Genomic DNA, 26,008 nt, shown 5'->3' with positions numbered 1-26,008 from the left:
ATCAAACTTTCGGGCAGTGTCCCATAAGCAATTCATTAATGCAAATATCAAAGTGATGGCTTAAATTGTAGAGATTATCAATAGTGGGAACAGAATCACCGTTCAACCAGTGGTAAATTGTTTGCGGACAGGAAAGTCCTAATATTTTCTGAAGGTCTTTTACAGTCATATCGTGCTGCTTCATCAATGAGCGCAGGTTCTGACCGATTTCTCTGGAGTCAAATTTTGGAATATCCCGCATTTGTTTTGTCTCCGTTTCTTTTGCTTTCTTGTCGTATTTACAGTAATACCAGAAAAAAGGCCAAGAAGCAAGAAAAATAGAACGCAGGATTCGACATAAGCTGTACTTTCGAGAAATCTGCATCTTGCCGTAATGTGGAAAAGCGATATAATAAATAAAAGGGGAGGCAGGCACAAACAAAACAAAGAAATACAAAAAGAGAGGTGTACCATGAATATAAACTGGGATGCAAAAGGCTATAAGGAAAATTTTTCATTTGTACATGAATATGGCGAGGATGTTGTCAGTCTGTTAAAGAGTCCAAAGGGAGCTGCTGTGCTTGATTTAGGCTGTGGAAATGGAGCATTAAGTGTAAAACTTTTGGAAAAAGGCTATAAGGTAATTGGAATGGATGCATCAGAGGCAATGCTTGAAATTGCAAAAGCACAATATCCGCATATGACATTTTTGCAAGGCGATGCATGCAGCTTTCATCTTAAGGAACCATTGGATGCGATCTTTTCCAATGCAGTGTTCCATTGGATTGATGCTTCGATGCACCCTCATATGTTGTGTCATCTCGCTGGACAGTTAAAGACAGGCGGTGAGCTTGTATGTGAGTTTGGCGGAAATGGCTGTGCAGAGACCGTTCACGCTGCGTTAGAGCGCGCATTTGCAAAGAGAGGCCTAGTCTATCCAAGAGTCTTTTATTTTCCAACTATTGGAGAATATGCACCACTCTTAGAAGAAGCAGGTTTTCGCGTTGAATATGCGGTACTTTTTGACCGTCCAACAAAGCAGAAAACAGAAGATGGCTTTAAAGACTGGGTAAATATGTTTGATAAGGCACCGTTTGAAGGAATGGATGAAGCATTAAAAGATGAGATCATTGCAGAAGCCGAAGCAGAATCAAAAGAAAAATTATATCATGACGGCAGCTGGTACATTGATTACGTGAGAATACGTTTTCGCGCCGTAAAGTATTAAAGCCATGGGGACAGGGACACTAATTCGGCCACTGTCCCTGTCCCTTTGGTCACTTTCTTATAAATTTCAGATAGATTACGCATGAAGCAGCGGCAGTAATAAACTCCGTCAACCACATAGCATGCCATACACCATTTGCATCAAAAAATTTAGTTAAAATAAGCGCAGCTGGAATGATGACAACTATATAGCGCATCAGTGAGATCACAAGTGATGGAGCACCTTTTCCGAGTCCTTCGAGTGCACCGGAAACGGTAACAGAAATCGAAGAGATGATAAAGCCAATGCTAATAATGCGAAGAGCAGAAGCGCCAAGGCGAATCGTTTCTGCATTAGAGGTGAAAAGTCCGATCAAGGAGCTTGGAATAGCAAGACAAAGTGCAGTACCGATTACCATGACACCAGATATAAGAATCAGAGAATCAAAGAAAATCTGCCTTACACGGGCATGTTCACCTGCACCATAATTGTAGCCAATCAGCGGACGCATTCCCTGAACAACACCATTTCCAGTCAGATAAAGGAAGGTTTGGAGCTTATAGTAGGCACCAAGAACAAGTACATATGACTGGGAATATGCAGCCAAAATTCCATTTAATGTAGAGACAAGCAGTGAAGGAAGCGCCAAATTTAATGTGGCAGGAATGCCGACAGTATAAAGGCGAAGTAATAGTTGCTTGCTTGGCTTGCAGCAGGAAAGAGAAAATGTTACAGGCAGTGGACGAACCACGCAGAAAACAAGGTAAATTACAAGAGACAGCATTTGTCCAATGGCAGTTGCAATTGCAGCACCTTCAATTCCCATTGCTGGAAAAGGTCCGATGCCAAAGATCATAAGTGGATCCAGAATGATGTTTCCGATACAGCCCGCCATCATGGCAACCATCGAAACCTTCATGCGTCCAGTTGCCTGAAAAATTTTTTCAAGAGATATTGAAATTCCAATCGGAATTGAGAAACTAAGGGTGATTCTTGCATAACGAATACCTAAAGATATAACGTCCTGATCAGTTGTAAACAGCTCCAAAAAAGGGCGAATAAATGTTAGACAGACAATCATAAGAAGCAGTCCGTGAAATGCATTTAATAATGTGCCAAGCGAGGCAGCACGGTCGGCTTCTTTTTTATTTCCAGCACCAAGGTGGATGGAAATAACAGCATTTGTTCCAATTGCAAAGCCAACGGTGATTGCCGTAATCAAGTTTTGAATTGGATAAACAAGAGAGAGTGCCGTCATGGCATTGTCGCTTATTTTTGCGATAAAGATGCTGTCAACAATATTATACAAAGAATTAACGAGCATAGACAGCGTCATAGGCAGTGCCATAGAAACTACAAGCGGCAGCACTGGTTTTTGCTTCATGTAAGTTTGATCCATAAAAAAAGAACTCCTTTCTGCTTTAAAGCGTTCTCACGAAAACATTTATTGGTTTTGCTGCGCAAAAAAAATACCGCACAACAAATACGGGAACGCAGTATTGTTGTGTGGCGAAAAATAAAGATATCTTAATTTAATTAGTCTTTATGAAAAGTCCACGGCCGGAATCCGGTTTTAGTACTAACATAGAATAGCAAAAATAAAGAGAGATGTCAAGCTTGACAAACAGGAAAAGATGCTATACTGTTGAGTTATGTGTTTAAAAGAACATGGCAAGGAAGGGAGACATCAGATGAGTTTGACACAAATAAACCTAAAGCCATATTGGGATGAAAATACAATAGACAGAATGGATGTGACAATAAAGATCACAGGACTGTCTTATAAAGAAGGGGAGCGGCTGTGCAGTATGCAGCTAAGCACCGTGACAATACCAGGATGTGAGCCAAATGCTTTACAGATTTGTGATGAAAGCGGTGCGGTTTTAGTGAAGGAGTCAGAAGAAACACCATATCCGTATCATTGGCGCAGATGGAACGTGCAGCGCGGCACAGAGGGAAATGTAAAGATTAATTATACAGTATATCCGCGAGAGATAAAGCCAACAGATATTTGCGGTCCATATTTTGACTTTCGTGCAGAAAAGGGAGGTGCAAACAGTGCAGGCTTTTCTTTTTTAATGGATATTGAAAAGGCAGAAGAATGCGAGCTTTCATGGGATATGAGTGCGATGCCAGAGAAAAGCCGCGGTGTTTGCACATTAGGGGAGCATAAAGTAAAGGCGAAGACACTTGATAGGCTTCGTGAATGTTATTTTGCTATGGGACAATTAAATGCTATTGAAGAGGGTGATTTTGGATTTTACTGGATGAGTCAGCCGCCATTTGACGTGAAAGAGGTTGCTGAGTATACAAAAAAACTTTTTGGTCAGATGCAGAAATTCTTCAAGGATACCGAAAAGGTCTACCGTATTTTCGTGAGAAAGGATCCATTTTTGACAAGCGGAGGAACGGCGCTTTATCGTTCCTATCTTTTTGGCTGGAATACAACTCAGCCATGCAGCCTTGAAGATAAAAAGGCTATTCTCGCACATGAGATGGTACATAACTGGCCGCAGCTAAATGATAATCCATATGGTGTCACAACATGGTATTCGGAAGGCACGGCAGAGTATTACAGCGTGCTTTTACCGCTTAGACTTGGTCTTATGACAGATGATGAGGCTATTTTGGAGCTTCAAAAGCGCACAGATGCATATTATTCAAATCCGACAAGAGCACTTGGAGATGAGGAGGCTGCCGCCATTTGCTGGAAAGACCGCAGGGCGCAGCGACTGGTTTATGGCAGAGGAATGATTTTTGTAATCAATACTGATATTATGATTCGCAAGGCAACAAATGGCGCACACAGCATAGATGATGTTGTGCTTGATATTTTACAGAAAGATCGCGCAGGAATACAGCTTGGAAACGAAGTATTTTTAACGTCTGTAAAGAAAATTAGTGGTCTTGATGTGCGAAGTGAATGGGAAGATATGCATACAGGAAAGGAAATTATTCCGTTAAGCGGAGGCTTTGACGGTCATTTTGCCGTAGTGGAAAAAGAGATCGATGAAGCAGATACAGGAAAAAAAGTGCGTTCCTGGACATGGATCAAACAAGAGACGAAAAAAGGAAAATAATATGAGCGCTCAAGCGAGAGGAGGCAAATAGAAATGGAAAACAATACGACACAGCTCAAGAAATTTACACCAGAGACGATGAAAGAAATCGTTTATGTCACATGGCCGACACTTGCACCAGCAGGGGACAAAGCTGCATGGGTTGATTGGAAGGGCGACATGAAAAGTGGCCTGTTTTCTTCAAAGATTCATCTGATGGAAAATTTATTACAAAATGCGACAGGCGCAGAGGGTATGGACGCAGCTCGAAAAGAATCTGTTTTGACACCAGATGGAGTGAAAGAAAAACAGCCAGTTTTTCTTTCAGATGGCGTTCATATGGCGTATCTGTCGAATGAGACAGGTGAGTTTCAGGTATTTATTAAAAATCTTAAGACAAACGAAAAACGTCAGATTACAACACTTCGTCATGGTGTACTGCGCTATCAGCTGTCAGATGATGAGACAAAACTTGTTTTTGAGGCAACGCTTTGGCCAGAGGAGATTCAGGAAAATACTGCATTCGAAGAGATGACGCCAGAAAAGAAGGCACAGTGGGAAGAGGATCTTGATTGGAGACCATATGAGATTACTAATCTGACATATAAGCTTGATGAGTGGCACGGTATGAGAAAAGGTGAGTTTTCACATATAGGTACGGCAGAACTTTCATCAAAAAAACAAAAGCTTTTTACATCAGACTGCATGGAAAAGATGGAAGCAATTTATCCATCCTGGTCTCACGATGGCAAAAAAATTGCGTTTTATGGATATCCGTATGAAGGCGCAAAAGGCTTTGATGTAGAATTGTTTGTATGTGATGAGAACGGAAAAAATCTGAAGCAAATAAGTAGCGATAATGGTATTTATGGAGATCATGCACCGGCCTTTACAGCAGACGATACTGGCATCGTAACGATGGTGTTTGGTGATTTTGAAGATGGAAGCTGCGTACAGCTGCCAATGCTGTTTGATTTAATAAACAATACGTATCGATATTTGATCGACGAGTGGGACGAATCCATCTGCCATGGTGTTCATCCGCTTCGCGCCGGTTCTCTTGAGTACGGTGATCATTCTCCTTACTTCAGACTCACAAAGGATGGAAAGTATCTATATTTCCAGACAGGACGTCACGGACGATTTTCCCTTTGCCGTGTAAGAATTGACGCGGCAAAGTCAGAGACAGCAGAAGTATCTTCGGTGACGGACTCAGTGATCAAGCCAAGCCCAGTTGAGATGGTTCTAGAAGGTCAGACCGACATTCAGGAATTTTCTATGAATGAAAATGGTCAGATCGTGACAATTCAGGCAGATTGGCTTCATCCGGCTGAACTTTGGATGAATGGAGAGAAGCTGACAGACAGCAATCCGTGGCTGTCTGAATATGCGCTTGCTGATGTTGAAGAACATTGGGTAAAGAGTAAGGACGGCAAGGCAGATCTTCAATATTTTCTTGTGAAGCCAGTCAGCTTTGAAAAAAATAAGCAGTATCCTGCAGTACTTGATATAAAGGGTGGCCCTACAACCATGTATGGACTGACCTTCTGGCATGAGTTTCAGGCACTTGCTTCTTTGGGGATGGCAGTTATTTTTGGAAATCCAAGAGGCAGCACAGGCTTTGGACGTGCATATTGTGCCGGAGGCGTCTGCTGGGGAAATGAGGCGATGGATGATCTTGTGCAGTTTGTGGAGGATGCCATATCAAAGGGATTTATTGATGAAAAGAGAGTGGGTGTCACAGGAGGCAGCTACGGCGGCTACATGACAAACAAGTTGATCGGAAGAACAAATGTCTTTGCGGCAGCTGTCACGCAGCGCTGTCTTGCAAACACTGCAACTTCCTACGGTACAGGCGACATGGGCTTTGTCTCATCGCGTCAGATTCCGAAACATTTTCATATGCTTGATTATTTAGAAGACCGCGCAAGAGGAAATATCATTTCCTATGTTGATCATTTTAAGGTGCCGCTTCTCATACTTCATGCCTATCAGGATTATCGCTGCGGATTTGAACAGGCAGAACAGGTATTTATTCCAATGAAAGAGAGAAATCCGGAGATTCCATGCCGCATGGTCATGTTTCCAAATGAAAATCATGGAATGACAAGAAACGGAAAGCTGTATCATCAGGTTCGCCATCTGCAGGAGATGACTAACTGGTTTGTTAAATATCTGATAGAAGAGCCTGACTGGAAGACAAAAGCAGATGAAAAGAGTGAGAAAGATACTGATTTTATGAAAACACAGGAGGTGAAGGGATGATGCGTTTACCTGAATTTGAGGATTGCCGTGATCTTGAGCAGTTAAATGGAGGCGATTATTTTCCACAAAAGGAGCTTGTCTGCTATGCCTCCAACCACACAAACGGTATTGTGATAAAAAATTTAAAGACAAATGAGAGTGTGACAGTGACAGCAGGCGGCACAGGTGAGGGAGGTCCGTCCTTCTCTCCAGATGGAGATAAAATTTTATTTGTCTCATCAAAGAAAGGTGTGGGACGTCAGGCATTTGTTTATGAGATTAAGAGCAAGAGTATAACACAGATTACTCATGTAAAAGGTGCCGTCATGGAGCCGCAGTGGTCACCGGATGGAACAAAGGTGTTGTTTTCCGTGATCACCTCCGGAGCATCACAGAATGCATCGGATGCGTCCAATGCTGTAAGCGCTTCATCGTCTGCTGCATCTGCAACGCAGGAGCAGTTTGTTCATGACGACGATGCTGTTGCTACTGAGGATTTTGGCTACAAATTTGATGGTATGGGATTTATTCGTCCAGATACACACTGGCATTTGTTTGCTGCATCTGCTGACGGCACAAGTGAGACTCAGTTAACAGACGGCGAGTATGATTATCTTCATGCCGCATGGGCGCCAGACAGCAAAAAGATCGTCTGCGTAAGCAACCGTTTCCGCAAAAGACAGGAAGTAATTGGCTATGATCTTCTGCTGATTGATGTGGACAAGGAGCCCGGAAAGCTTCGCAGACTGACAGAAGGATATTGGCTTGTTTCTTATCCAAATCCAGTGCGCCCAGTATTTACGCCAGATGGAAAATCAGTCATCGCTGTAGTCTTAAATCCAGAATATGCCGATGATGAGTCAGAGATGGGCTACCCAGAGGGTTATCTTTACCGCTTTGATGTTTGTGATGGCAAAGCAACACCAATATTTATTCAGGATGATAATTGCTATCAGTGTGTACAGTTTCCGTACAATGCAGGCTGTGGACGAGGCATGGATAAGCTTCAGATTGATGAGAGCGGACGTTACGTATACTTTATTAGTGGATTTAAGGGTCAGGGAAATTTGTACCGACTAGATTTAGAGGGTGATGGTCATGCAAAGCTTTTCTGGGGCGGCAAGCAGGTTTGCCATGGAATAAGTAAGGTACAAAATGGACGTATCATGGCGGCGGCAGCAAAATCGACAGTGCCGGAATTTTATGCAGTTCTTGATGCAAAGACAGGAGAATTACTTGATATTGCGGTGCAGTCAGCACAGAAACTTTTGGATGAGGTAAAATTAAGCGAGCCAGAGGATTTCTTCTTTTCAACACTTGATGGTGAGAGTCATGTTCATGGCTTTGTCATGATGCCGCATGATGCAAAAAAAGGTGAAAAATATCCGGCGATTCTTTACATCCACGGAGGTCCGCATCCGTTTTACACATATGGTTTGACAATGGAGTTTCAGATGTTAGCAGCAAAGGGCTTTGCAGTTCTTTATTGCAATCCAAGAGGCAGCAGCGGCTACGGCTGGACACATGAAAATTATCAAAGAAGTATTGATGGATCTGCTTACTATGACCTTCTCCAATTTGTTGATGAAGCATGCAGACGTTTTGATATGATTGATGAACAGCGAATTGGTGTCACAGGCGGAAGTTACGGCGGTTATATGACAAATTATATTGCGACTCATGCAAAGCGTTTCAAGGCATATGTCACGCAGCGAAGCATCTCGAATGAATTAATCATGTATGCTAATTCTGATATGCAGGGCAAGAGTACAGACTATAAAAGCTATGAGGATTTCATGGTGGCTAAGCTTAAAGAGTCAGCTGTATCGTATGCAGAGCGTGTGGACAAGCCAATTTTGATTCTTCATGGAATGGACGATTACCGCACACCAATTGAGGGAGCGCACCAGTTTTATGTGGCTATAAAGGATCTGCATCCAGATCTGCCGGTTAAGATGGTAGCGTATCCGCATACAGGCCACGAGCAACCAACTGACCCAAGACTATTAAAGCATTATTATCACGAGATGATTTTGTGGTTTGAAAAATACTTGTAAAAAGAAAGGCAAGAATTATGAAAATTTATGCATTTGGAGTGAGAGATGATGAAAAACAGGCATTTGAGCAGATTTCTGATCAGTGTGGTGTAGAGGTTACGCTTTCAGATGAGACACCATCACTTGAGAATGCCGATCTTGTAAAGGGATATGAGGGTGTTACAGCGCTTGGCATGGGAAATATTGACAGGGATTTATTAAGTCGCTACAGCGAGAATGGTGTGCGTTTTCTCTCTACAAGAACTATCGGTTATAACCACATTGATTTGGTGGCAGCAAAAGAGCTTGGAATTAAAGTCTGCAATGCAGCCTACCCGCCAAACGGTGTTGCAGACTTTACGGTAATGATGATTTTAATGTGCCTTCGCCAGTATAAGCAGGCACTATGGAGAGGCCAGGTCAATGACTTTTCCTTGCAGGGACTGCAGGGGCGTGATATGAATGAACTTACAATAGGTGTCATGGGTACTGGACGAATTGGCCTTCAAGTATTAAAAAACTTATCAGGCTTTGGCTGTCGTCTGCTTGCCTATGATGTTTATAAAAATCCAGAGGCAGAGAAAATTGCGACATATGTAGATCAGGATACAATCTATAAGGAATGCGATGTCATAAGCCTTCATATGCCGCTGTTTGATTCTACGTATCACATTATTAATCATGAGACAATCGCAAAGATGAAAGATGGCGTAATTTTAATTAACTGCGCAAGAGGTGGACTGACTGACATTGATGCATTGGTAGATGGTGTTGAATCAGAGAAGATTGGTGCGCTTGGCATGGATACCGTAGAGGGCGAAGAAGGTATTGTGCATGAAGACAGAAGAACAGATATCATCTCCAACCGCAACTGGTTTTATCTTCATCAGTTTCGCAATGTCATCATGACACAGCACATGGCATTCTACACAAAAGAAGCAGTAGAGAGCATGGTGCGCTGTGGCATAGAGGGTATTGTGCAGATGGAAAAGACGGGAAGCTGCAGGACAATGCTGACGAAATAAATTATAACATTACAATGTGCACACTGAAAATATCTAATATAGGTACAGTGTGCACATTGATACAATACTGATTTTATGATAAACTACATTCAAGATTGACAGAGGAAAGAGAGGCATTTAAAGGAAAGCAAAGTTCGATGAGGAACATTTCCCTGCCGATCTATTTCTATAGTCAAAATACTTTAATGAATTAAAGCAAAACAGCACAATGGTGAAATGGAGGAATCAGATATGAGAAAATATGCAGCAATGGGACTTACAGCAGTGCTGGCAGCAGCATCATTTCCGGCAGCCGTACTGGCAGACGAGGCAGATGTAAAGAGTGTAAGAATTGGAGCACCATATGATCCGGTTACTATGGATTACGCAGAATTAAATGTAGATCCGGCAACATATATTGATACTTTAATCAGCGATACCCTGATTCGCAGTAAGCAGGGTGAGTACATTGGAGGAGCAGCAGAGAGCTGGGAGACAAGCGAGGATGGAAAGACCTGGACATTTAAACTGAAGGAAGGCTTAACATACAGTGATGGAGAGACACCGATTACATCCGAGGATTTTGTTTATGCAGCAAAGCGTCTGATGGATCCAGAGGCAGGTCACTATAATGCAGAGAGCGGATATATTCTGGAGAATGGCGAGGAATATTACGCAGGAGAGTGTGAGTGGGACGAGGTTGGTATAAAGGCAGTAGATGATCTGACAATCGAGTATACCTTCAAGAATCCGCAGTATGAGAGCACATTTACATCCACAAGCTTATTTGCACCACTTGAGGAGTCCTTTGTTGATTCACTTGGAACAGAGTATGGTTCTTCAGCAGATAAAATTTTGACAAATGGACCGTTCATCGTGTCAGACTGGGTATCTGATTCTACCATGACACTTGTAAAGAATGAGAACTACTGGGATGCAGACAGTATCAATATGGACGAGATGGATTTTAAATTTAACGTAACAGGTGATACTGGCGTAGATATGATGCTTGCAGATGAGCTTGATTTTGTTCCGACTGGAAGTGCTATGCAGCAGCAGACACTGACAGATGCAGGCTTTGAGAGCAGCAAGTACACCACCTCTTATCGCTGCCTGAACATCAACCATGCAGGAAAGACAGAGGAAACAGGATTATTCCTTGGCAATGCAAACTTTAGAAAGGCAGTCAGCTATGCAATCGACCGTACAGCACTTTGCGCATCTGTTATGACAAGTGATGAGCCGGCAAATCGTCTGACAGCACCGTCAGAGGCAGGTGTAAATGGTACCTTTGACGAGGAGTTTGAATACGAGGGATGGCCGGCAAGTGCAGATGTAGAGAAGGCACAGGAATACTTAAATGCAGCACTTGATGAGCTTGGAAAGACAGCTGATGAGATTCCAACATTCGAGCTTCTTTGCTATGAGTCACAGGGAAGCATCGATGTATTGGCAGCTGTTCAGGATATGTTAAAGAAAAATCTTGGCATTGAGACAACTATCAACTCTCAGACAATTCAGGTGATGGTATCAAATGCAATGAGCGGTGACTACGATTTCTGGTATGGCGGAAACAGTCTTGAGATTCCGGATGCATTGACTGGCTTTTTAAGTGGATACACGAGCGCAATGCAGTCTGCACTTAGAGGCTATTCAAATGAGGAATATGATAAGCTGTATGATGAGGCAATTGCTTCCCCAACTATTGAGGATAGAAAGGCAAACTACTTCGAGGTTGAAAAATTCTTCTGTGATAATACACTGAATCTGATCCTTGGATGGACAGACGGTGGTTTCCAGTATAAGAGCGGCTACACAGGTTTCTACAATACCGTTGAGACTGATTTTACTTATCTGGACTTTGCTGAGTAATTAAAGAGACAGCTATAAAATAAAAGACGCCGATCTGCGGAAACTCCAAAGAGAGGCGTCTATTTTTTTAGGAGGAAATATGCTCAAATATATAGGAAAAAAAGTATTGATTGCAATCGCGACAGTCTTTGTGTTGGCAACGGCAACATTCTTTTTAATGAAGCTGATTCCGGGTGATCCATTCTTAAATGATAAGATCCCGGTGGCCGTGCAGGATAAGCAAAGAGCGTTTTATGGTCTTGATAAGCCAGTACCGCAGCAATACCTGACTTATATGAATAACTTGCTGCATGGAGATCTTGGTTATTCCATCAAAAAGACAGGAAAAACAGTAGTGGATATCATTAAGGAAGCCTTCCCTGTGTCTGCAAAGCTTGGTTTGATTTCATTACTTTTTGCAGAAGCAGTTGGTCTTTTCTTTGGTATTTTATGTGCTCAGTTTCGAGGAAAATGGCCAGATTATCTGTTGATGGTAGTGGCAGTTTTAGGAATTGCCCTTCCAAGTATGGTGTTAGGTCCGATTCTTCGTATGATTTTTGGTGTAAAGCTTGGCATCCTTCCGGTAACAGGATGGGGAAAACCAAATCAGATTATACTCCCGGCACTTGTTCTTGGTCTTGGAACAGTTGCAGGAAATACAAGAAATATGAGAGCGAGCATGTTAGCCATAACAACGCAGGATTATGTAAAGACGGCAAGAGCGAAAGGTCTTTCGCCAATTCGCGTCGTATTAAAGCATCAGTTTAAAAACTCACTTGTTCCAATCATTCCAAATCTTGGTGTGCAGATCGCAGGCGTTTTGATGGGCTCATTTGTCGTAGAGAGCATGTTTTTAATTCCTGGACTGGGACGATATTTTGTCGATTCAGTCACTAATCTTGATTACCCGCTGATCATGGGTCTTACAGTATTTTATGGTGCATTTCTAGTTACAATGAATCTAATAGTTGATGTACTGTATGGATTAATCGATCCGCGAATCCGCGTAAAGTAAAGGAGAAAAGATGAATACTGATACAACAAAAAAAGTGCAAGCTGCAGAGGTAACATTTGCAGATGATGCGTTTTCTCCACTTCCAGAGGGAGCACTTGATCAGGATCAGATTGCAAGGAAAAAGACAACCTATTTTAAGGATGTATGGAGAAATTTCAAAAAGAATAAGCCGGCGGTAATCAGCTTAGTGGTTATTGCCATCATGATATTTTTTGTCCTGTTTGGACCGATGATGACAAAATTTGATTATTATTCTAATGATTACAGCTGTTCAAATCAAGGACCAAATGCCGTTCACTGGTTTGGAACAGATAATCTTGGACGTGATCTTTGGACACGCGTGTGGGCAGGAGGAAGAGTATCCCTTATTATTGCGATTTTAGCTACGCTTATTCCAGAGATTATTGGAATGGCAGTAGGCGGCATCTCGGGTTATCTTGGCGGCTGGGCAGATACAGTAATTATGCGCACAATCGATGTGTTAATGGGAATTCCAAGCTTAATCTACATGATTCTTTTGATGGTTGTAATGGGAAGCGGAAATATTGCAACGCTTGTAATTGCAATGAGTATTACCGGCTGGATGGGTGCCGCAAGAAGTACAAGAGGTCTTGTTTTACAGCTAAAGACTCGTGAGTTTGTAGTAGCATCAGAGACGCTTGGTGCATCGTCTGGATGGATCATTGCAAGACGTTTGATTCCCAACACACTCGGCATTCGCGTAGTCAGCATTACAATGTCGCTTCCAAGCGTCATTTTCTACGAAGCATTTTTAAGCTATATCGGACTTGGCGTGACACCGCCGCAGCCAAGCTGGGGTCAGTTAATAAAGGCAGCAGGAGAGACCTTCCGTTATTATCCATACCAATTTATCATTCCGTGTCTGTGCGTTAGCATCACAATGCTTTGCTTTAACCTGATTGGAGACGGACTTAGAGATGCACTTGATCCAAAGCTTCGTGCGTAAATAGATAATGCATTCGTCATAGAAAAAGTGAAACGAGCAGAGCCGCAGTATTTTTGTATTTCGGCAGAATGAGAGGAATCATGGAAAAGGAAAAAATCTTAGAGGTAAAGGATTTAAAAGTATCCTTTCAGACCTTTCAGGGAAGCGTTCAGGCAGTGCGCGGCGTTTCCTGGCATTTAAATAAAAAAGAAACGATTGCAATCGTAGGTGAGTCTGGCTGTGGAAAAACAGTTACAATTCAGACAGTTATCGGATTAAATCCAAAGAAAAACGGCAGTATTAAGGGCGGAGAGGTCCTTTTTAACAAAGAAAATCTGCTTGATCTGACACCTAAACAGATGAGAAAGTTGCAGGGCAATCAGCTCTCAATAATTTTTCAGGATCCATTTACATTTTTAAATCCGACAATGACAGTTGGGGAGCAGATCATGGAGCCATACATGCAGCACTACAAGGTTTCCAGAGAAGAAGCAAGAAAAAAGGCAGTCGAGATCTTAAAGATGATTTCACTTCCGTCACCAGAGGAAAATATGAAGCGCTATCCGCATCAGCTTTCAGGCGGTATGCGCCAGCGTATCATGATTGCAATGGCACTCATCTGTAATCCAAAGGTATTATTTGCTGACGAGCCAACTACAGCGCTTGATGTGACGATTCAGGCACAGATCATTGAACTAATGAATGATTTGAAGGATAAGATTGATACGTCAATTGTTTTAATCACACATGATATGGGCGTTGTTGCAAATATGGCAGACCGAATCTACGTTATGTATGCTGGTCAAATCGTAGAGCATGGCGACTGCGATACTATCTTTCATCATCCAAAGCATCCGTACACATGGGGACTTTTAAGCAGTGTGCCGCGTCTTGATAAAAGAGTAAGCGAAGACCTCTATTCAATTCCGGGAACACCGCCGGATTTGTTGGCACCGCCTGTCGGATGTGCGTTTGCTGCCAGATGCAAATATGCAATGAACATATGCCGCACAAGTCAGCCGCCGTGTATTGATTTTTCAGAACCAGACCATTATGCATACTGCTGGCTCAATCATCCAGCGTGCATTAAGAAAAATGGCGCACCAAAGAGTCCTGTTGAAGCACAGAACATAAAGGAGGAGGAATGATGGGAACGACAAAAGAACCAATCCTCGAATTGAAAAATGTAAAAACAACCTTCAAGGTGCCAAAGGGTATTTTAAAGGCTGTAAATGGTGTAGATCTAACTATTTATAAGGGCGAGACAGTAGGACTTGTTGGTGAGTCAGGATGTGGAAAAAGTACGCTTGGAAAAACAATTATGCGATTATATCGCCCAGATGAAGGACAGGTAATGTTTGAGGGACAAGATATCTGGCGCTACAACAAAAAGGAAAAGAAAGAGTACACCAAAAATGTGCAGATGATCTTTCAGGACCCGTATGCTTGTCTTGATCCTCTTAGTGTAGTAAGTGATATTGTTGCAGAGGGCATGAAGATCCACAAGATGTATAAAGGACCAGAATTAGAGGAGCGTGTATTGGAGCTTCTTAAAATGGTCGGCTTAAATAAGGATCATGCAAACAGGTTTCCGCACGAATTCTCAGGCGGACAGCGTCAACGTATCGGAATTGCCAGAGCGCTCTCGCTTGAACCAAAGCTGATCGTATGTGATGAGCCGATCTCTGCACTGGATGTTTCTATTCAGGCACAGGTCGTAAATTTACTTAAGCGTCTTCAGCAGCAGATGGGATTATCTTATTTGTTTATCACACACGATCTGTCAATGGTGCGCCAGATATCAAACCGTATTGCCGTAATGTATTTGGGTTCACTTGTTGAGATTGCAGACAGCGAGGATATTTATATTAAAAACCGTCATCCATACACGAAAGCACTTCTTTCTGCTATTCCGATTGCCGATCCGACAATTGAGCGTGAGCGAAAAAGAATACTTCTTCAAGGTGATGTGCCAAGCCCGGTCAATCTGCCGCAGGGCTGCAATTTCTGCAATCGCTGTCCATATGCGACACAGCTTTGCAAGGAGAGAAAACCGCAGCTTCGCGAGATCGAGCCTGGACATTTTACGGCGTGTCATCGTGCGGAGGAGATGTAAGTTTCTTGATCGTGCGGTTGAGTTTACGAAGGGCGCTTCGGTGAAACTTTGTCGGCGACCCTTGTTCTCGCGGCGCCTTTTACATTATTTCTAAATATAGTGTATTTTGAAAGCCCGCTCCACACGGGAATCGCCTCGTAAAGTAGTTCACCTCAACGCCCACTACGTTAACGAGCACGATATCTTATGTCTCCGACAGGAATTTATCGATCTTGACGGCGGCCTGCAGTTGGAAGGTGATGTCGGCATCATCGAGCGATACACCAAGGAGCTTTTCAAGCTTTTCTAAGCGCATCAAAAGTGTATTTCGGTGAAGAAAGAGTGCTTTTGCAGTCTGTACCTTATTGCAGCGGCAGTCGAGCCACGTGCATAGAGTTTCATATAAATGTGCATCGTGTGTTTTGTCATATTCGCGGATCGGATCAAGAAAACGAGCAGTATATTCGCGCATAACAGAGGCCGTCGGAATTTCAAAAAGAAGCTGATAAAAGCCTAGATCACTGTAAGAGATTAAGTGACGATTGTCACCAAGAAGTTTCCATGAAAGCAAGCTTCGTTTTGCCTGAATATATGATTCGCGAATGCCAAAAAGACGTGAACGTACATTGCCTTTTCCAACACAAAATTTTGTGCCGGGATATTGTTGTTCCATACGTATCGTCAGTGATTCAAAGAAATGATCAGCTGATTGCTCCTGTGAGTTGGTATTTATGGGAAGTACAAATACGTTAGCGCTGTTTCTTGCAACATGCCATGTGCTTCCAGTTTCTTTTTGCGTGATATAGCTAAGCTTTGTCGCAAGCATACGGAAAAATTCAGATGGTGTCTCTGTAAAGGAAGGTCCGTGCATCGCTTCAAGCTTTTGAAAATAAGCAGATGCATTCATCATCTCAAATATGTACACACAGTAGTTATAGCTTGGCAGATATCCCAGAAATAATGCCTGATTGAGTGTTGCGATATCATCTACATTTGTATTCTGGAAAAAGAGTGAGTACCAGAAGGTATTAGCGATTGCTACGTCCTTTTCGCGATCTTGAATCAGATTTATGATGTCTTTTGTGATGGAGTTTACATAGGCAAGACTTGTATGAGAGAAGACTGGAAGCTTAAGCTCATCAGCAAGCTGTCGGATCTCATCATCAAGATTTTCTTCAAGAATGTAATGGTGGCCGACAAGAAATAAAATGCCAGCGGCATCGTTTTGTGCCGCATCGCGAATCAGCTGAGCAAGCTCCACCTTTTCAACAACAGCGTTGGCACCATAATAAATTAAAAATTCACCGCCGCTTACCCATTCACCGATTGGAGGACATAAAATCACGTAAGGCCAAGTGACAGTCCTAGACAGTCCCGCAGCTCCGCCAATCAGCTTCATGTGGGAGAGAGAAGGCAGCGATAATAAATCTTTTGCAGTAGTCATAAAGTAAACCTCCTTGTCAGACAAGTGTAAGTGATTTCTGCGAAAATTTCAATAGATTAGGGAGGAGAATGACATGAAAACAGTAATTTACGCGAGAGTTATCAATTCAGTATCGGATGAACCAATTGAAAATGGAATGGTCGAGATTGAAGATGACCATATTGTGTATGTCGGAGAAAAGCGTGAAAGCACCGACTCTGATGCACAGATTTTTGACTTAGAAGGAAAGACTGTTATGCCTGGATTTATTGATGCACACGCCCATCTTTGTGGAAGCGAGAGCATTCATAAGACTGGTGACACACCATATGATCTGCTTTTGACGACTGTTTGTGATCTTAAAGATCTGGTGGATGCCGGTGTGACAGGTGTGCGTGACATGAGCGCATTTGGTGCTTCATTAAAGCGTGCGATTGAAGCTGGATTGATCAAGGGACCGCGTATCATGCCGGGCGGAAGAGTTATGAGCATTTCTTCAGGCCACTGCGATATGAATCCGATGCTGTCACCAGAGGAATCGAATCAGCGTGATCTTATTGGCTGCCTGGTGGATGGTCCGGAGGATTGTTATAGAAAGACAAGACAGCAGTTTCGTGAGGGTGCACAGTTTATCAAAATTTGTGCAACTGGCGGTGTATCATCGGCAGTCGATGATTTTAATGATATTGAATTTTCACCAGAGGAAATTCGTGTAATCGTGGAAGAGGCAGCGCGTCACAATACATACGTTACTGCACACTGCACAGGAACAGAGGGCACAAAGCAGGCTATTAAAAACGGTGTTAAATGTATTGAGCATGGTGTTCTACTAGATGAGGAGTGCGTACAGATGATGGCAGAAAAGAACATTCCGCTTGTTACCACGCTTTCTGTATCACTTGGCCTTGCTGATATGAAGGGGCTGCCAGATTTTATGACGAAAAAAGCAAAAGCACTTGGCGATGCATCAAAGCATTCATTTGCACTTGCACATCAATATGGCATTCGAGTTGCACTTGGAACAGATTATTCCAACTCACCAAATACACCGTTTCATGAAATCGGAAAAGAATTTTACAGCCTGACGCGCTGCGGATATACCAATATGGAAGCCATCAAAGCAGGAACTATTAACGGTGCGTATTTGATGAAGTCTGATGATAAGTTCGGAAGCCTAGAGGCAGGAAAGCTGGCTGATCTTGTTGTAGTAGATGGTGATCCGTCAGAGGATATCATGTTGCTTGCAAACGCAGATCATGTGCGCCTCGTAATGATCGGCGGTGAGATAAAGAAGAATACGCTGTAAAAGAAGGGAGAAAGTGATGATTCAAAAGGACGAGATCAGACAAGTATTAGAGTCTGCAAAGGCGCTTGGAATCGAGTTTGCCGAGCTGTTTTTTGAAGATAGAGAGGAGACGAACATTCCCTGCATAGAAACTGTGATCCAAGGCGTGAAGAGTCTTCGCATATGCGGAGCAGGTCTCTATCTTATACAAGGACTTTCAAATGTCTATCTTTATACAAATCAGGTGACAAAGGAAGCACTTCTTGATTTAGTTAAAAAGGGAGCAGAAATGCTTGAGATAAAAGCTAGAGCAGCTGCCGCTGGAATTGTTTTAACAGAGAAGTCCTACCATAATCCCTGCCCTGTTGTAAAGTACCCGTCACAGATTAGTAATCAGGACAAAATCAATGTGCTTTTGGAGGCAGATAAAGCCGCAAGAAGTGCAGGCGTCAATGTGCGTTCATTAAATGTAAACTATTTTGATACGGATCAGCGCGTGCTGATCGCAAACACCGAAGGCCTTTACACGACAGACCGCCGTGTCACAACGAGAATGCGCATGCAGGCAGTTGTCGCAGATGGTGACAGTGCATATGGCACATGGGACGATTATACAAAGGCTTCCGGCTTTGAGGCTTATGATGATGAGCTTTCTTATACGAGCTTTGCAAAGGATATGGTAAAGCGAGCCGATCGCATCCGCACGGCTGGAAGCATTTCACCATGCACAGTTCCAGTTGTGTTGGCGGCAGGCGGTTGCGGAACGCTGTGGCATGAGAGCTGCGGCCACTCACTTGAGGCCATTGCGATTGCCCACCGTTCAAGTGCATTTGTGGATAAGATCGGAGAAAAGGTAGCAAGTGATAAGGTTACACTTGTAGATGATGGAACGCTGCCAGGTCAGTATGGTTCTGCTGCGATTGATGATGAGGGTCATCCGATGCAGCGAAATATTTTAATTGAAAATGGTGTTTTAAAATCTTACATGTGTGACCGCTATTACGGAAAGCTTCTTGGAATGGAAAGTACAGGAAGCGGAAGAAGACAAAATTATACATATGCGCCAGTATCAAGAATGACGAATACATGTCTGGCAGAGGGCAGTGACGATGAGGATGAGATTGTGCGCAGTGTGGACAATGGCCTGTATGTTGAGAGCATCGGAGGAGGCTTCGGCGGTATGCAGTTTTCTCTTGAAGTAAAAGAAGGCTTCTGGATTAAAAATGGCCAGATCGACCGTGATCATCAGGTAAAAAACATTATGCTGACGGGAAATGGAATTGATGTGATTAAGCGCATTGACCGCGTTGGAAAAAAGATGAAATATGAAAAAGGCGGCTTCTGCGGTGCAAGCTCAGGTCTGATTCCAACGACAACACCGCAGCCAATGGTGCGCATTTCCCATATGGCGATTGGGTGATTTTGAGTTAAAGAGCATATAACGAGGAAAGGCAAACATATGAAAGAATGTATGAGAGAACTAAAAGCATATAAGGCGGCTATGCAGTTTCTTCCTAGTGGATGTCTGGCAGCTGAGGCCGAGGCAGAAAAGCAGGAAAAGCTTTCTGTTGAGATGATAGGTTCACAGACTGGTCCTATGAGCTGCAGCGAACAGACGGAGCTCTTTGTGCGTGCATCAGGTCAAAAGACAGGTATGGTTTATACGCAAAAGCTGGATGCAAACGCAAGTGATGTGATTGCACAGGCACTTACAAATAGTGAGGATTCTGCTGCAAAAAAGGCAGAGCCGATGGCGGCAGCAGATTACTGGGAAATGGATGAGGCAAAGGATTCAAATTATGATCAGGCAAAAACACTTGTCTCTATCGAAACCTTAAAGAATAAGGCAAAAACACTTGCCGGACAGTTAGAGGAAAGCTTTGGGTGTCAAGTGCGTCTTAATCTTTCTCAGACAATCCTTACTATGGGCATTGTGAACACCAATAATATAGAAGAAACAGCTTCAGTTTGTCGCTTTGCGGCAGAGGCAGCAGCAGATGGATATGAGGGTTATGCGTGTGCACTCACGCTTGATGAGCTTTCACCAGAGCCTTTTATTCATGATTTTTCAAATCGTCGATTCTTAGATGTGCCGACAATTTTGGCTGAGCCTGGTGTGTACCGCGCTGTGCTTTCATCACAGGCAGTAAATAACATTTTGATTACAGCGTGGCAGATGTTTACCGCAAAGCGTGCCAGAAGCGGTGCGACACCACTTGCTGGAAAGGAAAACAAAAAGATCTTTTCAGACTGCATTACGATACGTGATTACAAGGGCGGCGCTGATTCAAAGAACAGCGTACAGTGTGGCTTTTCATGGAAAATGGACTGCGAGGGTGTGCCAAGCCGTGACTTAACACTTGTTGAAAATGGCGTGTTAAAGGGCTGGATGCATAATCTTTCAAGTGCAGCAGCAGCCGGGGTTCGTTCTACAGGAAATGCAGGCCGAAAGACACTTTTAAGCGGAAATATTCATACTGATATGGCAATCATGCCGAAAAACTTTACTATCGAGTCAGGAACGGCAAGCTTAGAACAACTGATTCATGATTGCGATGATGGTGTGTATGTGTTTGAAAATTATGACCAGTTTCATGCATTAAATGTTGTATCAGGCGATTTCTCATTCCCGTGCAAGGCAGTGCGCATTAAGGAAGGAAAGCCGGTTGGCATTATGGAAGGACTGACGATGACAGGAAATGTGGCAGAGCTGTTTGCCAGAGTAGAGCAAGTCGGAAGTGACCGAGTTATCAATCCGCTTGTTATGTATGACAGTTATACTGTGTCTGGCCCTGCGATGCTTGTAAAATCACTGAAAATTAGCGGCTGATAAAAAAGGTTAGGAAAATCAGAAAGGCAGGTTTTAATATATATGAAGATTATTGAGCAGGAAGAAGTAAGAAAGCTTCTGCAGCCAAAGGACTGCATTCAATTAATGGCAGAGGCATTAAAAGGTCTTGAAAGCGGCGAGTATGCTCAGCCGGCACGTCTGATCACAGTTATGCCGAATACAGCAAAATTTGGTTTCATGCCAGCATATGTAGGTGACTATTTTGGTGCAAAAGTGATCTCTGCATTTGCACCGAATATGGGAACAAAATATCCGTCTCATATAGGTTATGTTATGCTGTTTGAGTCAGCGCACAGCACTGTAGCAGGTATGATAGAGGCTGGAAGCATCACCGAGATTCGTACTGGAGCCGTCAGTGCAGCCGCAACAGATTTGTTAGCCAGAAAGGATTCACATAAATTGGCACTGATTGGAGCCGGAGCACAGGCGCGCTCGCATCTGGCTGCAATCCGCGAGATTCGTGATATTACTTCTGTAACAGTCTACGATCTGTTCCCACAGGCAGCAGAGCTTTTTGCAAAAGATATGCATGAAAAGTACAAGATTCCAGTTGTTGTATGCAGTACCGTAAAGGAAGCAGTCAAAGATGCAGATATCATCTGCACCGTAACACCGTCAAAAGAGCCACTTTTGACAAAAGAAATGGTCAAGCCTGGAACTCATATCAATGCAGTGGGTACCTTTACACCAACTACAAGAGAGGTTTCCTCTGATCTGGTAGCAGCAGCGCGTCTTTATTCCGATCAGACAGAAGCAGCAAAGCGCGAGAGCGGCGAATATCTAATTCCGCTTAAAGAAGGGCTGATTAAAGAAGATCATATTGTTGGATCTATCGGAGAAGTGCTTTTAGGCAAAGCACAAGGCAGAACAGCTGATGATGAAATCACCATCTTTGATGCACTAGGTCTTGCTATTGAGGATGTGGCAAGCGCAAAATATGTGTACGAAAGGGCAGCTTTGTAATGGAATTTGATTTTGAAACACTTGTGGAGCGCTCTGGCGCAAATTTAAAGCTGATGATGACGCCGCCAGAAGTCGTCAAAGCAGGAAATATCAGTCTGGATGGTGCAGAGCCAGATTTTAAAAGTGCGCCTGTCATCGAGGAGGCAGTCATTCGTTTTGCAAAGAATGGACTATACGGTTTTACACTGCCGGATGAAGCTTACAAAAGTGCAGTAACAAAATGGATGCAGATGAGCCGAAAAACACAAATTAAGCCAGAGTGGATCGTTACAACGCTCGGAACTATTTATTCGCTTGCAACTACGATTCGTCTTGTATGTACGGATCCTGATGATGGTATAATAGTGACAACACCTGTTTATAATCGCTATCGTCAGGCGGCTGATCGCCTTAATAAAAGGACAGTGGAATGTCCGCTTCTATACGACAGTGTGAGTGGCCGTTATCAAATGGATTTTGACGCAATCAAGTCAGCTATGGCAAATCCAAATAATAAGCTGTTTGTGCTTTGCAATCCTCATAACCCAATTGGTCAGATCTGGAAAGAAAAAGATCTGGTGCGTCTGGCAGAGTTAGCAAATCGCTACGGTGTTATTGTTTACTCGGATGAGATTTTTGCAGATAACTGCTATCAGGGACTGACATGTCCGTGCTACCTTGATATTAAAGGTGCAAAGTCACATGCGATTGTCGCGACAGGACTGGGAAAATCATTTGGATTTACAGGAGTAAACCATGCAAACATTATAATCACAGATGATGAGCTTCGCGCGCGCTTTACAGACAGGCGGACTCGTGACCACTACGGAAGTCTTGATCCGTGTGTGTATGAGTGTGTACTCTCTGCTTATACAAGGGATGGCAAGGCATGGGTCGATGCGTCAAATGCGTATGTCTGGGAAAATATGTGTGTGCTTCGCGACTATTTTGCAAAGCACCTGCCAAAAGCAAGAGTGTGCGGCGGCGAAGGCGCCTATATTTTGTGGATCGACTGGTCAGCATATTTTTCAAGTGGTGACGAATTAAACGAATTTCTAGTTAAAAAAGCTCATGTGTGCCTAGGTGAGGGAAGTGACTACGACAGTCCGCTGTTTACTCGCGTGTGCATGGCAACGCCAAGAAAATGCCTAATAAGGACACTCGAATCAATAGGAGAGGCTTTTTCCAAACTTGGAAAAGAAAAATAGGCATAATAGGAAAATAAGAATTTATACACAAAAGAAACAATATAAGTAAAATAAACCATTAAAAGTGAAAAATATGGCCTTCAACCATTATTTTAATAGTATTGGTTGACATTTAGCCCTGTTTTCATGATTTTGAGGCTTAAAAATTAAAGAAAAAAGTTTGGCGGAATCGCAAAAAGTGCTGTGCGGTTCCGCCTTTTTTGTGTCGAAATGGCGGTTATGCAGTACAGCTGTTTGTGCTATAATTATATTAAAGAAGATGAAAAGAAAGCGAAAAGATATAAGAATAGTATTAAGAAAATTCAAAAAAAGAGAGGTATTGTGTATGAAGAAGAGAAGTTTGAATAAAATAAAGCAAATGGTGTCGATTGGTATGTCATGCATTATGGCAGGTTCTACATGCAATCTTCCAATGATGCTGCATGCAGAAGAGGTTCAGACAGAGAACATGCATCCAACTTATATGGTTACTTCATTTGATGAGTTGAACGAAGAGATTGCGTATCAAGCGCTGTCAATCGGTGCAGAAGAAAGCGAAATCAACTTTCCTGATACATTAAAGGTAAAAGTGATTCGTCAGGTTGAAGAGGAACCAAGTACAGAAGCAGATGAAGAGGAATCGAGTACAGAAGTAGTTGAAGAGGAAGCTAGTACAGAAGCGGAGGAGGAAACGACTTCAAAAGTTCTGGAATCTCAGACAGAGGCAGAATCCCAGACTGAAGCAGAATCAGAGGTGGAATCAGGGACCGAGACGGAAGTTAAGCCGCAGACGGAAGTTGAGTCACAGACTGAGATAGAATCAGAGTTACAGACAGAAGTAGAAAACGAAACTTTGGAAAGTGAGTCTGAAACGGAAGTACCGATGACAGAAACAGAGGTACCTGAGACAACAGCGGCATCAGAACCTCAAACACAAGTACCAGAGACAACAGTATCAGAATCTGAGACAGAATCTACCGAACAGCTAGAGTCTGATACTACAGAAGAGGAAAGTAGTATTGTGGCTTCTCTGATAGATAGCATCAAAGGTCTCTTTACACCGGTGGAAGTATATGCGGCAGAGGAACATATTACCTACAACGCAGGTGAAGGCAACGGTGCAGAAGATAGTCAAGAAGGCGAAGAGTGGACTATCGAACATATTACATGGAAATTAGATGCAGAGAAAAGCTCACTTACAGAATTTGACAGCAGTGAAGAGTCTGCTGGTGCAGTTTATATATACACGCCAACTATCCCAGAAACCGACGAAAATGGCAACTACTATATTCTGTCAGAAGAAGCAATTTTGCCAGAGATCTATGTCATGGTTGATTGTGTGGATAATGGTATTGTATTATACAGTAGCAATATTGTGGATAGTGGAACCTGCGGAGCAGAAGGAAATAACGGGGATAACCTGACCTGGATACTGGATGATGAAGGTGTGCTCACCATAAGCGGTACAGGCGCGATGGCGAATTGGAATAGGAGGGGCTCGCCATGGTATGCAAACAAAGATAAAATAGAATCAGTGATGATTGAAGATGGTGTGACAAGTATTGGAAAGTATGCGTTTTTTGACTGTAGCAGTTTGGCTAGCATAAAGCTGCCGAATAGTATATCAAGTATTGGAATTGCTGCGTTTAATAACTGTAGCAGTTTGGCTAGCATAACGTTACCAAATAGTATATCAAGTATTGGAGAACTAGCATTTTATTACTGTAGTAGTCTAACAAGTATAACGATTCCAAATAGTGTAACAAATATTGAAAAATATGCATTTTGTGGATGTAGTATGCTCGCAAGTATAACGATTTCGAATAGTGTAACAAGTATTGCAGAAAGTGCATTCGAAAGCTGTACTCGTCTAAAAAGTATAACAATTCCAAATAATGTAATAAGTATTGGAAAAAATGCATTTCATGACTGTTTTTGTCTTACAAGTGTTATTTATCTTGGAAATACTGAACAATGGAATAATAAGAATATTGGAAATGGCAACGATGCATTATTAAATAATGTAAAATTTCATGAGCATTTGCCTGGGACTGCTTGGTCGAATAATGATACGTATCATTGGCATCAGTGTACAGATGAGGAATGTCCTGTAAAAGATGAACCACAAGCACAAGATAGCTATGCTTTGCACGATTGGGAAAATGGAAAATGCAGAGTGTGCGGATATATTTGTACGCATACAGAAGCAGAGGAATGGATTCAGACAGCAGAGACACATAAAAAGAAGTGTAATAACTGTGGAGTAGTGACGGTTGTAGAAGAAACGCATGAGTGGGAAAATGGAATTTGTAGCGTGTGTGGATATATTTGTAAGCATACAGGAGTAGAGGAATGGACTCAGACAGCACAGACACATAAAAAGAAGTGGAGTTGCTGTGATTTAGTGACGGTTGCAGAAGAAGATCATGAGTGGGAAAATGGAATCTGCAGCGAGTGTGGATATATTTGTAAGCATACAGGAGCAGAGAAATGGATTCAGACAGCACAGACACATAAAAAGAAGTGTAATAATTGTGGAGTAGTGACAGTTGTAAAAAAAACGCATGAGTGGGAAAATGGAATTTGTAGCGTGTGCCAATATAGTTGCAATCATACAGGAGGAACCGCGACTTGTACTAAGAAGGCAGTTTGCACAGAATGCGGAATGGAATATGGTGAAAAAGACTTTAAGAAGCATGAAAATTTGTATCATGCCGCACAAGCTCCTACATGTACAAAAAACGGATATGAAGCATACTGGAGGTGCAAGAACTGTGCAAAGCTGTTTTCAGATGAAGCCGGAACACATGAAATCATTAACCCAGTAGAGATAAATGCAAACGGCCATGCCCTTAAAAAGGTAGAAAAGAAAGCACCGACCTGT

The 26,008-nt window shown here is 42.7% G+C and carries 19 protein-coding genes; 16 read left to right on the top strand and 3 right to left on the bottom strand.

Features of this window, described 5'->3' with window-relative positions; translation table 11 throughout:
• Position 1: 1 nt before the first annotated feature.
• Complete coding sequence (locus tag LKD48_RS10980) at positions 2-241, bottom strand: helix-turn-helix transcriptional regulator (protein WP_066560762.1); 240 nt, start codon at positions 239-241, stop codon at positions 2-4.
• A gap of 210 nt (positions 242-451) precedes the next feature.
• Here LKD48_RS10980 and LKD48_RS10975 point away from each other — a divergent pair, with 210 nt between their 5' ends.
• Positions 452-1,207, top strand: a complete 756-nt coding sequence (locus LKD48_RS10975) for a class I SAM-dependent methyltransferase (protein ID WP_227102111.1) — start codon at positions 452-454, stop codon at positions 1,205-1,207.
• A gap of 49 nt (positions 1,208-1,256) precedes the next feature.
• Here LKD48_RS10975 and LKD48_RS10970 read toward each other — a convergent pair whose 3' ends face one another.
• Positions 1,257-2,585, bottom strand: a complete 1,329-nt coding sequence (locus LKD48_RS10970; RefSeq protein WP_227102112.1) for an MATE family efflux transporter — start codon at positions 2,583-2,585, stop codon at positions 1,257-1,259.
• 292 nt (positions 2,586-2,877) lie between these two features.
• Between LKD48_RS10970 and LKD48_RS10965 the strand changes: the two genes are divergently transcribed.
• The 9 genes from LKD48_RS10965 (at position 2,878) to LKD48_RS10925 (ending at position 15,457) form a co-directional block, all read left to right on the top strand.
• Complete coding sequence (locus tag LKD48_RS10965; protein WP_227102113.1) at positions 2,878-4,266, top strand: M61 family metallopeptidase; 1,389 nt, start codon at positions 2,878-2,880, stop codon at positions 4,264-4,266.
• 33 nt (positions 4,267-4,299) lie between these two features.
• Positions 4,300-6,510 carry a S9 family peptidase gene (locus LKD48_RS10960; RefSeq protein ID WP_308732047.1) on the top strand — a complete coding sequence of 737 codons (2,211 nt, stop codon included), beginning with the start codon at positions 4,300-4,302 and terminating at the stop codon, positions 6,508-6,510.
• Complete coding sequence (locus LKD48_RS10955) at positions 6,507-8,546, top strand: S9 family peptidase (protein WP_308732046.1); 2,040 nt, start codon at positions 6,507-6,509, stop codon at positions 8,544-8,546. The genes LKD48_RS10960 and LKD48_RS10955 overlap by 4 nt, the downstream gene beginning before the upstream one ends.
• A 17-nt stretch (positions 8,547-8,563) precedes the next feature.
• A complete protein-coding gene (locus tag LKD48_RS10950) occupies positions 8,564-9,550 on the top strand; it encodes a D-isomer specific 2-hydroxyacid dehydrogenase family protein (RefSeq protein WP_308732045.1) in 987 nt (328 codons plus the stop codon).
• Between the two features lie 231 nt (positions 9,551-9,781).
• The gene (locus tag LKD48_RS10945; RefSeq protein ID WP_308732044.1) at positions 9,782-11,401 is read left to right on the top strand and encodes a peptide ABC transporter substrate-binding protein; all 1,620 of its coding nucleotides are present in this window, start codon (positions 9,782-9,784) and stop codon (positions 11,399-11,401) included.
• Between the two features lie 79 nt (positions 11,402-11,480).
• On the top strand, positions 11,481-12,395 hold the full coding sequence (locus tag LKD48_RS10940; protein WP_066560591.1) for an ABC transporter permease: 915 nt from the start codon (positions 11,481-11,483) through the stop codon (positions 12,393-12,395).
• 10 nt (positions 12,396-12,405) lie between these two features.
• On the top strand, positions 12,406-13,362 hold the full coding sequence (locus LKD48_RS10935; protein ID WP_227102119.1) for an ABC transporter permease: 957 nt from the start codon (positions 12,406-12,408) through the stop codon (positions 13,360-13,362).
• Between the two features lie 80 nt (positions 13,363-13,442).
• A complete protein-coding gene (locus LKD48_RS10930) occupies positions 13,443-14,489 on the top strand; it encodes an ABC transporter ATP-binding protein (protein WP_308732043.1) in 1,047 nt (348 codons plus the stop codon).
• Positions 14,486-15,457 (top strand): ABC transporter ATP-binding protein, encoded by a 972-nt coding sequence (locus LKD48_RS10925; protein ID WP_331466842.1) that lies wholly within the window; start codon positions 14,486-14,488, stop codon positions 15,455-15,457. The genes LKD48_RS10930 and LKD48_RS10925 overlap by 4 nt, the downstream gene beginning before the upstream one ends.
• A 184-nt stretch (positions 15,458-15,641) precedes the next feature.
• On the opposite strand, the gene LKD48_RS10920 is transcribed toward LKD48_RS10925, so the two are convergent.
• Positions 15,642-16,880 (bottom strand): PucR family transcriptional regulator, encoded by a 1,239-nt coding sequence (locus LKD48_RS10920; RefSeq protein ID WP_227102121.1) that lies wholly within the window; start codon positions 16,878-16,880, stop codon positions 15,642-15,644.
• A gap of 73 nt (positions 16,881-16,953) precedes the next feature.
• Between LKD48_RS10920 and LKD48_RS10915 the strand changes: the two genes are divergently transcribed.
• The 6 genes from LKD48_RS10915 to LKD48_RS10890 form a co-directional block, all read left to right on the top strand.
• Positions 16,954-18,165, top strand: a complete 1,212-nt coding sequence (locus LKD48_RS10915) for a metal-dependent hydrolase family protein (RefSeq protein WP_227102122.1) — start codon at positions 16,954-16,956, stop codon at positions 18,163-18,165.
• Positions 18,166-18,181: 16 nt separating this feature from the next.
• Complete coding sequence (locus tag LKD48_RS10910; protein WP_227102123.1) at positions 18,182-19,564, top strand: TldD/PmbA family protein; 1,383 nt, start codon at positions 18,182-18,184, stop codon at positions 19,562-19,564.
• A gap of 39 nt (positions 19,565-19,603) precedes the next feature.
• A complete protein-coding gene (locus LKD48_RS10905) occupies positions 19,604-20,974 on the top strand; it encodes a metallopeptidase TldD-related protein (RefSeq protein ID WP_066560570.1) in 1,371 nt (456 codons plus the stop codon).
• Positions 20,975-21,016: 42 nt separating this feature from the next.
• Positions 21,017-21,958, top strand: coding sequence for an ornithine cyclodeaminase family protein (locus LKD48_RS10900; protein ID WP_308732042.1), 942 nt, complete (start codon positions 21,017-21,019; stop codon positions 21,956-21,958).
• Complete coding sequence (locus LKD48_RS10895; protein ID WP_308732041.1) at positions 21,958-23,145, top strand: MalY/PatB family protein; 1,188 nt, start codon at positions 21,958-21,960, stop codon at positions 23,143-23,145. The genes LKD48_RS10900 and LKD48_RS10895 overlap by 1 nt, the downstream gene beginning before the upstream one ends.
• 325 nt (positions 23,146-23,470) lie before the next feature.
• Positions 23,471-26,008 (top strand): leucine-rich repeat protein (locus tag LKD48_RS10890; RefSeq protein ID WP_308732040.1); only part of this gene is annotated, 2,538 nt, incomplete at its 3' end.

This window comes from Anthropogastromicrobium aceti, from assembly GCF_020687335.1.
Lineage (GTDB): Bacteria > Bacillota > Clostridia > Lachnospirales > Lachnospiraceae > Anthropogastromicrobium > Anthropogastromicrobium aceti.
Note: the sequence above shows the minus strand (reverse complement) of the source record. Positions and strands in the feature narration are given on the sequence as shown.